Source organism: Gemella bergeri ATCC 700627, assembly GCF_000469465.1.
Taxonomy (GTDB): Bacteria; Bacillota; Bacilli; order Staphylococcales; family Gemellaceae; genus Gemella; species Gemella bergeri.
The window spans coordinates 26,248-36,748 of sequence record NZ_KI271814.1 but is presented as its reverse complement, the minus strand read 5'-3'; the positions used below and the strand labels follow the sequence as shown (position 1 = coordinate 36,748).

The window sequence follows — 10,501 nt, the reverse complement described above, 5'->3', positions numbered from 1 at the left end:
TAAATGAATAAAAATAAATATTATCTTATATAGATGTGAATAAATATTCACTTTATCATATTGAGGTTATATTATATTTTAAAATCAATTTTGTAAAGGTTTTCTTTTTTTGTTTCATTTATATTTTAAATTATTATTGTTAATGCTAAACACCCTTTCTAAAAACTTATCTAAATTTTTAGAAAGGGTGTTAAATATAGGAAAGTTGTTCTTGTTATAAAATATAATTTCAAATTTGTTATAGCCAACAGGAAATATTTTTGATAAAATAAATTTTGCTAGATATAAATTATTTTGTGAAAACTAATGAATACCAGTCATTTTCAGAAATTTCTTCTACTAGTTTAAATCTTTTAGCAATCATTTTTTCTAATAATTCATCTTTTTTTTCTTGAATAATACCGGAAGTAATAAAGTAACCATTGTCTTCAAGAAGATTATAAGCATCATCAATCATAAGTTCTATGATATGAGCAAGTATATTTGCGACTATGATATTGTATTTACTGCTTTCTTCTGTAAGAAGACTTGCCTGTTCTACTTTAATACGTTTTTCAAGATTATTTAAAGTGAAATTTTCTTTGGCGACATCAACGGCAAGTTTATCAAGATCAACAGCTTTAATATTACCATCAGTTAGATAACTTGTAGCAATACTAAGTATTCCGCTTCCTGTACCAACGTCAATAACGTTATCATGTTTATTAACATATTTTTCAAGATTTTTAATACAAAGTGAAGTAGTTTCATGACTACCGGTTCCAAACGCCATACCGGGATCAATGTTTATTATATATTTATTTTCTGTATTTTGATATTCTTTCCATGTAGGAACAATAACAAATTTTTCTCCAATATTTAGTATGTCGAAATAGTCTTTCCATGAATTTTCCCAATCGCTATCCTTGATAATAGCAGTTTCAATCTCAAAAAATTTACCGATATTAATGTTTTTCCCGAGGTTAATTAATTCATTTTTTAAATTGTTAAAGGACTTGTTGTCAAAATTCAGTTCATTTATATAACCTTTAATAATAATACCAACATCAGGATAATCTGTTGGATTTAATTCAACAATAGTACCGAAATCATCGTGTAAATTTTCTTCTAAAGTAGTGGGATCTTCAATGGCAACTCCGGTAGAACCATAATCTAACAGAATCGATTCAATTATTTCACTTGCTTCATTAGTAGTGTGAATTGTAATTTCAACCCAATTTTTCATGTTGTACCTCTTTTATGATTTATTACTTTAATCATCTTATAATATTTTTTTGTAACATGCAATTAAAAAAGAAAAATCCTATTAAATCACATGAAATAATAGAATTTATTATATTATTTTTTTTTAAAATTATAATATCCTAAACTTAAAAAGTAAAAAAGTGCTTCAATACTTGCGATAAAAAAAGTAACCGGTAGGGAAGTGTAGTATGATAATGTTATGCCGAGCCAAGTTCCACTTAGGGCGAAAATAATGGAGATAAATATCATTTTCCCGACTTTGTTAGTGACATATCTTGCTGCACTGGCAGGGACTGTAAGAAGAACAAACATCAATAATGCTCCGACCACAGGAACAGTAACGCTAGTTGCAATTGATAAGAGAACTAAGAAGAAAATAGAAATAAATTTCCCATTAAGCCCTAGTGCATTAGCACCAACGGCATCAAATGAATCGAATTTTATTGTTCTGTAGAACAGTGATAATAGTATTATTACTGCAATAGCTAATGAAAAAATAAGTTTTACATCAGAGCGAGTAATTGAAACTACACTACCGAACAGAATACTGTTAACGTAACTGGTACTTTTGGGTGTTAATGATAAGAAAAGTAACCCTAAACCAAGAAAAATTCCAAGCATAACACTAACCGTTGCCTCACGTCGAAATGCTTTAACGCTGAGATGACCAACAAGATATGACATTGTAATTGTAAAGATAAGTAAGCCGTAGATAGGGTTTATACCTAAGAATACTGCAAAAGCCGCACCGGCAAATCCGACATGAGAAAGGGTATGTGATATAAATGACATATTTCGAGCCATAACAAAAACACCGATATACCCCGCCATTATCGCAACAATTGTTCCGGCAATAAAAGCATTTTGCATAAAATCGTAATTAAACATGATTTTCACCTCCTACGTAATGTTTACATATTCTAAGTGAATGTTGTTCTTTATTATAATCTTTAATATCCATAAATTTATAGCTTTCTTCAGAAAGATAAAGGATTTTATCAACATATTTTTCATCTATCAAAGAAAGTTCATGAGTAATACAAAGGGTTATAATATTTTCTTGTTTTGTAATATTTTTTACCAGTGTCATACATTCGATTTCACTTTGTTTATCCAAATTAGAAGTAAACTCATCAAGGAGCAATAAATTAGGTTTATTAATAAGAGCTTGTGCTAAAAAAACACGTTGTTTTTCACCGCCGGATAATCGTCCTATAGAATTGTGCCTTTTTGAAAGTGAATTAGTTAAAGATAGTGCAGTTTCAATTTTTTTCTTTTCTTTATTGTTTAACCATGGAAAAAATTTTTGTTGTAAAGGTAGTGAAACAAAATCTTCAACGGAAAGAGGTAACTCTTCATCAATTTGTCTAAATTGTGGAACATAACCGATTGTTGCATTTTCGCCAATTAATTTTATACTGGTATCTTTGTTAAGTTTTTCCAAAATATTATTAAGAAGTGTAGTTTTTCCAACGCCGTTTTTTCCGACAATAGCGACAACTTCACCGGAGTTACACTTAAAAGAAAGGTTGTTTAAAATTTTTTTCTCTCCAATAGAGTAAGAGAGTTTATTAATATTGAGTTCTGTCATAAAACCTCCTATAATTTATTGTGTATTTTTTAATATAAATTTATTTTAAAATAATTAATATTTATTTTTTGAAGTTATATAAGTAAAAAAGAAGAGATACGATTTACAATCTCTTCTCTATATTATACTACATATCTAAACTTTGTGAATAATTAATTTTTCTTTTCATCTTTGTGGTCGTCGTCATCATGATCATTGTGATCGTGATGGTCATGATTATGCCCTTCATGAGAATGACTATGTCCTTCGTGGTTATGAGAGTGACCTTCTTCAGCACCTTCTACATGATACGCTTTTTCACCTTTACCACCATTTAAAATTTCTTCAAGTTTATTATATTGATCTAACATCCACTTGATATAAGTTTTCCCATCAGGTTGAGTTTCTGTCACATTAAGAATAGGAATATTATTTTCTTCTGCAAGATTAATTAATCCTTCAACAGTTTTGTTGGTAGTTTGAGTATTATTAATAATTAAAGAAATCTTTTTAGATTTAATTTGTTCTTGGATAGCTTTCAAATCTTTTGGTGAAGGATCATTACCTTCTTCAGTAGCTTTAGCAAGTTTTTTAACTTCATCTGAAACTTTTAATCCCAAACTATTAACAGAGTAGTCGAATACCGGTTCTGTAGTTAGAACATATTTGCCATTCGCTTTTTCTTTTAAAGAATTGATTTTATCTGTTATTTTTGATAATTCTTTTTTGTAAGTATCTCTATTTTTTTCGTAGAAATCTTTATTTTTTGAATCTTTATCTACCAATATTTTTGTTAGTTCATCAGCAACTTTTGCCATTACTTCCGGATTGTACCAGATGTGTTCATTGTCACCGTCTTTAAGACCTAACAATTTTGCACCGTCAACTTTTTTAATATCTTTGTTATTATCGGTAAGTTTTTCGAACCAAGAATCATAACCACCACCATTAAGAATAGCAATTTTAGCGTCAGCCACTTTTTTAGCATCTTGTGCAGTTGGTTCAAAATCGTGCGGATCAACTGAAGCGGAACTGATAATAGAAGAAACTTCTGCTTTATCTCCTGCTATATTTTTAGCAATTTCTGCATAAAAGTTAACAGAAGTTACTATTTTTGTTTTTTCACCGGAATTAGAACTGTTTGAATTAGTTTTATTAGCACATCCTACAAGTATAAGCGAGAATGCTGCTACAATAGAAAATAATTTTATTAATTTATTCATTTTTTAATACATCTCCTTTATTTCGTAATCATTACGTTCTAATAGATTATAATACAGAAGAATTAAAAAATCAACAGATAAATCGAAATTATTTTGATTAAAAGCAAAAATAATGAAAAAATGTGTATTAATAAGATAATGCTGAAAGATAAGACAATACCATAGTAAAGAAAAACACTCAATAATAAATGTATAGAATAATTAATTACAGAATATAGGAAAAAGGTAAGCCGTTTTATAAATAAAGAAAATTTAGTTAAAACAAAAAAGGTAGTTTATTTTACAGAATATGTTAGAAGACATAGTGTCAACTGTACGATGAAAATAGTTTTTTATTCCTAAATTATATATGGGAGATAATTGTATTATTACAGGTGGAAAATTATAAGTATTAAAATTAAAAGCAAAGTAGTTTATAGAGATGTTGAAGTAGGAACTATAATTGTTATTAATAAGTAGAATGTTTTTTTTTGATTTTATCATGTAAAAAGTGTAATTATGCTTGATTTTTAATTGACAATACTATATAATTAATAAAGTTGAGTAAAAATTCAACAAAAATAAAACACACGGTATTTGAGTAGCTGCTCGGTGCAGAAATGTTTGCAGTAAGCTTTGAGAATATCGGAGGAAAAACCAAGGAGGAAAATAACTTATGGCAGTTATTTCAATGAAACAATTATTAGAGGCTGGGGTACACTTCGGTCACCAAACAAGAAGATGGAATCCTAAAATGGATAAATACATTTTCACAGAAAGAAACGGTATCTACATTATCGACTTACAAAAAACAGTAAAAAAAGTTGATGAAGCATATGAATTTGTAAAATCAATTGCTGATCAAGGCGGTAAAATGCTGTTTGTAGGTACTAAAAAACAAGCACAAGATGCAATTAAAGAAGAAGCTGAAAGAAGCGGACAATACTACATCAATCACCGTTGGTTAGGTGGAACTTTGACTAACTATAAAACAATTAAAGGACGTATTGATAGAATCGCTGAAATTGAAAAAATGGAAGCTAATGGAGTATTTGAAGTTCTTCCTAAAAAAGAAGTTATTGAATTAAGAAAAGAATATGATAAACTAAATAAATTCTTAGGTGGAATTAGAGAAATGAAAGGTATGCCGGATGCGTTATTTGTTGTTGATCCTAAAAAAGAACACAACGCAATAGCAGAAGCTAAAAAATTAGGTATTCCTGTAGTCGGTATCGTTGATACAAACTGTGATCCGGATGATGTGGATTATGTAATTCCTGCAAACGACGATGCTATTCGTGCAGTTAAATTGTTAACATCTAAAATGGCAGATGCTTTCGTAGCTTATAACGAAGGTAATATTGAAGAAACTGAAGAAGCATTCGTTGAAGTTGAAGAAGTAGAAGCAACAGAAGAATAATTTTAAGAATAAAATAATTAAAAAATAACGGAGGCGCTCATAAAAATGGCAACTATTACAGCTAGTTTAGTAAAAGAATTAAGAGAACGTACCGGTGCTGGTATGATGGATTGTAAAAAAGCATTACAACAAACTGATGGTGATGTTGAAAAAGCGATTGACTATTTAAGAGAAAACGGTATTGCTAAAGCAGCAAAAAAAGCTGATCGTATCGCAGCAGAAGGACTATCTTATATTGAAGTAAAAGGAAACAAAGCGGTTATTTTAGAAATCAATTCAGAAACTGACTTTGTTGCTAAAAATGAAAAATTTGTAGCATTAGTTAAAAATGTTGTAGATGCAATTTTGACAGCTGAACCAAAAAATTTAGAAGAGGCATTAAAGGTAGAAGCACAAGGTGGAACTGTAGAAGCGGTTATTAACGAAGGTATTGCGACAATTGGTGAAAAACTTTCATTAAGACGTTTTGAAGTAGTAACTAAAACTGATGCAGATGTGTTTGGAGCATATTCTCATATGGGTGGGAAAATCGGAGTTCTTACACTTGTTGAAGGTAGTACGGATGAAACAGCCGCTAAAGATGTAGCGATGCATATCGCCGCTTTAGCACCAAGATATTTAGACGAAAGTGAAGTCCCTGCGGATGTACTTGAACACGAGAAAAAAGTATTAACCGAACAAGCATTAAACGAAGGAAAACCGGCTAATATCGTTGAAAAAATGATTGCCGGCAGAATTAACAAATTCTTAGAAGAAATTACGGTTGTTAAACAAAAATTTGTTAAAGACGACAGCTTTACTGTTGAAAAATTTGTGGCATCTAAAGGTGGTAAATTAACTAAATTTGTTCGTTATGAAGTAGGAGAAGGTATCGAGAAAAGAGAAGATAACTTTGCTGAAGAAGTAATGAGCCAAGTTAATGCTAGTAAATAAAAGTTCTCTTTAATATAGTTAATTATTAAAAGAGGTCAAGCACACACTGCTTGGTGTGTGCTTTTTTAAAAAGTTGTTAATAGTATTTAAAAATTAATATATTATCTGATGTTTTTAGGAGGATAAAAATGGCTACTAAATATAAAAGAGTTTTATTTAAACTTAGTGGTGAAGCATTAGCCGGCGGAAAAGGATTTGGAATAGATTCCAGTGTTGTAAATAAAATAACATCACAAATCGTAGAAGTTGTAAAACGTGGGGTAGAGGTTGCCATTGTTGTAGGTGGTGGAAATATCTGGCGTGGGAAAACCGGTGAAGAGCTGGGAATGGAGCGTGCCACCGCTGATTCTATGGGAATGTTGGCAACTGTAATGAATTCTTTAGCATTACAAGATTCATTAGAACAAAAAGATGTTGATGTACGTGTGTTAACATCTGTTGAAATGAAAGCAATGGCAGAACCTTATATAAGAAGAAGAGCAATAAGACATCTTGAAAAAGGAAGAGTTGTAATTTTTGCAGCCGGGATTGGAAATCCATATTTTTCAACAGATACAACTGCTGCACTAAGAGCAAAAGAAATCGGAGCGGAAGCTATTTTAATGGGTAAAAACGGTGTCGACGGTGTATATACTGCTGATCCTAAGATAGATAGTAGTGCAACCAAGTATGATAAATTATCATATATTGATATTATACAAAAAGGGTTGACTATAATGGATTCGACTGCAATCTCATTTTGTATGGATAACCATTTACCAATTATAGTCTTTTCTATTGATGACGCAGATAATATTGTAAGAGTTGTTTCAGAGGATAATTTAGGAACAATAATCAAATAAGAATAGGAGTATACAAATTTATGCCTGAGCAAATTATGATTAACTTAGAAGAAAAAATGGAAAAAGCGATAGCTAGTTTAAGACGAGAATTAGCATCTATTAGAGCCGGAAAAGCTAGTGCATCTGTTTTAGATAGATTGAGCGTTGAGTATTATGGTGTACCGACTCCAATTAATCAAGTAGCAGGTATTTCGGTTCCGGAACCTAAAATGTTAGTAATTTCTCCATATGAAAAAACATTATTAGGAGCAATTGAAAAAGCAATTCAAGCATCTGATTTGGGATTAAATCCGGCTAATGATGGTTCTGTTATTCGTATTGTCTTTCCGGCATTGACTGAAGAGCGACGTAAAGAACTTTCAAAACAAGTTGGAAAAGAATCGGAAGGAGCAAAAGTAGCCGTTCGTAATGTTCGACGTGATGCAATGGATGCAATGAAAAAACTGGAAAAAACATCTCAGATTACAGAAGATGATTTAAAAAGTTATTCAGATGATATTCAAAAACAAACTGATAAATTTGTTGCAGAAATTGACAAAATTACAAAAGAAAAACAAGATGAATTGATGAGTGTATAATTATGGAAATGGCAGAAATTATTACAAATATTAATTCACTTAATGCTATAAAAAAAGAACGAGAATTAACGACTGATGAGTTAGAAGAACTTGCAAAATATAGACAGTTATATTTAAAAAATTTTAAAGCTAATATGAGAAATATATTAGATAATACAAGAGTTATAAATGAAAACGGAGAAGATATTACTCCGAAAAAGAAAGGAAAATAAGGCATGAATACAACAACAATTATAATTTTAGTAGGGGCTGTATGTTTACTACTAGGTGTTGTAGGAGGTTTCTTCCTAGCAAGACGTAACTTTATGAATTACATGGAGAAAAATCCTCAAATTAATGAAGATATGGTGATGGCTATGATGAGTCAAATGGGTCAAAAACCATCACGTAAAAAAATAAATCAGGTAATGAGTAATATGCAAAAAGCTCAGCAACAAGCTAGAAAACAAGCCAAAAAATAATAATTAGAAAAATAGATGCAGTATTAATATATTGACATCTATTTTTTATGGTTGTATTAGTATTATATATAATTTAAATATTATTTTTAATTTATAAAATTATTGAAATTAGAGTAGTTTCTTTAATGTTAATTTTTTGTTATCGGGTTTAAGAAGTTTAGTTAAAACGATTAGTAATACTGTAATAATAGATGTGATAATGTGGTTACTTCTTAAATATTTAACTGTTTATTATTTTCAGCTTATTAGTTTACAATTGCTATATTTTTAGTTAATATAATATAGTGAAATAGCAAGGAGGTAGTAATGGAACAGAAGAAGATAATTTATAATTCCGATAAGAGTGAACGTATTGATAAATTTCTACAACAAGAGTTAATTGATGTATCAAGAACAAATATTCAAAATTTGATAGTGGATGGATATATAAAGGTAGATGGTAAACCTATTAAAACAAATTTTAAATTAAAAAACGGTAATGTAATTACAGTTGATTATAAAGAACCTGAAGAGTTAAATGTAGTAAAACAAAATATTCCAATAGATATTGTTTATGAAGATAATGATTTAATTATAGTAAATAAAGCTAAAGGTATGGTTGTTCACCCGTCACCCGGACATAAAGACGGAACATTAGTTAATGCTCTATTATTTCATAGTGAATTATCAAGTATTAACGGAACTGTAAGACCTGGAATTGTTCATAGAATTGATAAAGATACTTCAGGTTTGTTGGTAGTAGCCAAAAATGATAAAGCACATGTGAAGTTATCGGAAATGATAGCTAATAAAGAAATTAAAAGAAAATATTACGCGTTAGTTCATGGCAGTATTAAACATGATTATGGGACAATAGATGCTCCGATCGCAAGAAATCCAAAAGATCGAAAAGAAATGGCTGTTATAGATGAAGGTAAGCCATCAATAACACATTTTAAAGTAATTGACAGATTTGAAAATTATACACTTGTTGAATGTGAGTTGGAAACGGGAAGAACGCATCAAATTAGAGTACATATGAAATATATTAATCATCCGTTAGTAGGTGACTTAGTATATGGACCACGTAAAACATTAAATACAAATGGGCAAGCACTTCATTCCAAAAGTATTGAATTTATCCACCCTATTACAAATAAAAATCTACATTTTGAGACGGAAATACCTGAATATTTACTAGATATTATGGATAAATTAGATAAATAATACACACAATTGAAAAAACTTAGAGAAAAAAGGTTTATTTTTTTCTTAAATTGTAGTATGATATAAGAAGTAAGTAGTTATTCAAGGAGGAAAAATAACATGGTATTAGTACCGGCAAAAGATATGCTTGTGAAAGCGAGAAAAGAAGGATATGCAGTAGGGCATTTTAATATTAATAATCTGGAATGGACTAAAGCTATTTTGTTAGCTTGTGAAGAGGCAAAAAGTCCAGTAATCTTAGGAGTGAGTGAAGGCGCTGCAAAATATATGACAGGTTTTAAAACAGTAGCAGCAATGGTTGATGCGATGGTTGAAGCTTTAAATATTACCGTACCGGTGGCGTTGCACCTTGACCATGGTTCATATGAAGGAACTAAAGCGGCTATTGAAGCTGGATTTAGTTCAGTAATGTTTGATGGATCTCACTATCCATTTGATGAAAATATTGAAAAATCTAAAGAAATGATTGCATTAGCACATGGTAAAGGTTTATCTATCGAATGTGAAGTTGGTTCAATCGGTGGAGAAGAAGATGGTGTTATCGGTGCCGGTGAATTAGCAGATCCACAAGAATGTAAAATAATGGCAGAGTTAGGAATAGATTTCTTAGCAGCTGGAATTGGTAATATTCATGGTAAATATCCGGAAAATTGGGCAGGTTTGAGTTTTGAAACATTGGAAAAAATTTCTAATGTAACCGGTGGTATTCCATTAGTATTACATGGTGGTTCAGGTATTCCAACTGATCAAATTCAAAAAGCAATTTCTCTAGGAGTAGCTAAAGTTAATGTTAATACTGAATGTCAATTAGCGTTTGCCGCAGCAACTAGAGAATATATTGAAGCCGGAAAAGACCTTGCAGGAAAAGGATTTGATCCACGTAAATTATTAAATCCTGGATTTGAGGCAATCAAAGCCATGGTTCATGAAAAAATCGATATTTTCGGTTCAAGAAATAAAGCATAAATAAAAAACTGGTTCTATAAAATTTAGGATTGATAAAAGAGATTGTAGATTTTAGATCTGCAATCCCTTTTTTGTCAA

General features: G+C 30.3%; 12 protein-coding genes. 8 read left to right on the top strand and 4 right to left on the bottom strand.

The window, feature by feature from the left end; all coding sequences use genetic code 11:
* Positions 1-289 precede the first annotated feature (289 nt).
* The 4 genes from prmA to HMPREF1983_RS02275 form a co-directional block, all read right to left on the bottom strand.
* A complete protein-coding gene (gene prmA, locus HMPREF1983_RS02290) occupies positions 290-1,225 on the bottom strand; it encodes a 50S ribosomal protein L11 methyltransferase (RefSeq protein ID WP_021752674.1) in 936 nt (311 codons plus the stop codon).
* A 113-nt stretch (positions 1,226-1,338) separates the two neighbouring features.
* Positions 1,339-2,133 (bottom strand): metal ABC transporter permease, encoded by a 795-nt coding sequence (locus HMPREF1983_RS02285; RefSeq protein WP_021752673.1) that lies wholly within the window; start codon positions 2,131-2,133, stop codon positions 1,339-1,341.
* Complete coding sequence (locus HMPREF1983_RS02280) at positions 2,126-2,836, bottom strand: metal ABC transporter ATP-binding protein (protein ID WP_021752672.1); 711 nt, start codon at positions 2,834-2,836, stop codon at positions 2,126-2,128. Before HMPREF1983_RS02280 ends, HMPREF1983_RS02285 begins: the two co-directional genes overlap by 8 nt.
* A gap of 152 nt (positions 2,837-2,988) precedes the next feature.
* Positions 2,989-4,038: a metal ABC transporter solute-binding protein, Zn/Mn family gene (locus tag HMPREF1983_RS02275; protein WP_021752671.1), complete on the bottom strand. Its 1,050-nt coding sequence runs from the start codon at positions 4,036-4,038 to the stop codon at positions 2,989-2,991.
* A gap of 655 nt (positions 4,039-4,693) precedes the next feature.
* On the opposite strand from HMPREF1983_RS02275, the gene rpsB reads away from it, so the two are divergent.
* From rpsB to fba, 8 genes are all read left to right on the top strand, one after another.
* Complete coding sequence (gene rpsB / locus HMPREF1983_RS02270) at positions 4,694-5,437, top strand: 30S ribosomal protein S2 (protein ID WP_021752670.1); 744 nt, start codon at positions 4,694-4,696, stop codon at positions 5,435-5,437.
* Between the two features lie 45 nt (positions 5,438-5,482).
* Positions 5,483-6,370, top strand: coding sequence for a translation elongation factor Ts (gene tsf, locus HMPREF1983_RS02265; protein WP_021752669.1), 888 nt, complete (start codon positions 5,483-5,485; stop codon positions 6,368-6,370).
* 128 nt (positions 6,371-6,498) lie between these two features.
* Entirely contained in the window at positions 6,499-7,212 is a 714-nt protein-coding gene (gene pyrH / locus HMPREF1983_RS02260) for a UMP kinase (protein ID WP_021752668.1), read from the top strand.
* A gap of 20 nt (positions 7,213-7,232) precedes the next feature.
* Positions 7,233-7,790, top strand: coding sequence for a ribosome recycling factor (gene frr / locus HMPREF1983_RS02255; RefSeq protein WP_021752667.1), 558 nt, complete (start codon positions 7,233-7,235; stop codon positions 7,788-7,790).
* A gap of 2 nt (positions 7,791-7,792) precedes the next feature.
* Positions 7,793-8,002: a DUF896 domain-containing protein gene (locus tag HMPREF1983_RS02250; protein ID WP_021752666.1), complete on the top strand. Its 210-nt coding sequence runs from the start codon at positions 7,793-7,795 to the stop codon at positions 8,000-8,002.
* Positions 8,003-8,005: 3 nt separating this feature from the next.
* On the top strand, positions 8,006-8,251 hold the full coding sequence (locus tag HMPREF1983_RS02245) for a YneF family protein (protein ID WP_021752665.1): 246 nt from the start codon (positions 8,006-8,008) through the stop codon (positions 8,249-8,251).
* 306 nt (positions 8,252-8,557) lie between these two features.
* Positions 8,558-9,457, top strand: coding sequence for an RluA family pseudouridine synthase (locus HMPREF1983_RS02240; RefSeq protein ID WP_021752664.1), 900 nt, complete (start codon positions 8,558-8,560; stop codon positions 9,455-9,457).
* 99 nt (positions 9,458-9,556) lie between these two features.
* The gene (gene fba, locus HMPREF1983_RS02235; RefSeq protein WP_021752663.1) at positions 9,557-10,423 is read left to right on the top strand and encodes a class II fructose-1,6-bisphosphate aldolase; all 867 of its coding nucleotides are present in this window, start codon (positions 9,557-9,559) and stop codon (positions 10,421-10,423) included.
* Positions 10,424-10,501 lie beyond the last annotated feature (78 nt).

Excerpts from the sequence above, each read along its gene's own strand:
- prmA (WP_021752674.1), bottom strand. The coding sequence starts at position 1,225 with ATGAAAAATTGGGTTGAAATTACAATTCACACTACTAATGAAGCAAGT.
- HMPREF1983_RS02285 (WP_021752673.1), bottom strand. The coding sequence starts at position 2,133 with ATGTTTAATTACGATTTTATGCAAAATGCTTTTATTGCCGGAACAATT.
- HMPREF1983_RS02280 (WP_021752672.1), bottom strand. The coding sequence starts at position 2,836 with ATGACAGAACTCAATATTAATAAACTCTCTTACTCTATTGGAGAGAAA.
- HMPREF1983_RS02275 (WP_021752671.1), bottom strand. The coding sequence starts at position 4,038 with ATGAATAAATTAATAAAATTATTTTCTATTGTAGCAGCATTCTCGCTT.
- rpsB (WP_021752670.1), top strand. The coding sequence starts at position 4,694 with ATGGCAGTTATTTCAATGAAACAATTATTAGAGGCTGGGGTACACTTC.
- tsf (WP_021752669.1), top strand. The coding sequence starts at position 5,483 with ATGGCAACTATTACAGCTAGTTTAGTAAAAGAATTAAGAGAACGTACC.
- pyrH (WP_021752668.1), top strand. The coding sequence starts at position 6,499 with ATGGCTACTAAATATAAAAGAGTTTTATTTAAACTTAGTGGTGAAGCA.
- frr (WP_021752667.1), top strand. The coding sequence starts at position 7,233 with ATGCCTGAGCAAATTATGATTAACTTAGAAGAAAAAATGGAAAAAGCG.
- HMPREF1983_RS02250 (WP_021752666.1), top strand. The coding sequence starts at position 7,793 with ATGGAAATGGCAGAAATTATTACAAATATTAATTCACTTAATGCTATA.
- HMPREF1983_RS02245 (WP_021752665.1), top strand. The coding sequence starts at position 8,006 with ATGAATACAACAACAATTATAATTTTAGTAGGGGCTGTATGTTTACTA.
- HMPREF1983_RS02240 (WP_021752664.1), top strand. The coding sequence starts at position 8,558 with ATGGAACAGAAGAAGATAATTTATAATTCCGATAAGAGTGAACGTATT.
- fba (WP_021752663.1), top strand. The coding sequence starts at position 9,557 with ATGGTATTAGTACCGGCAAAAGATATGCTTGTGAAAGCGAGAAAAGAA.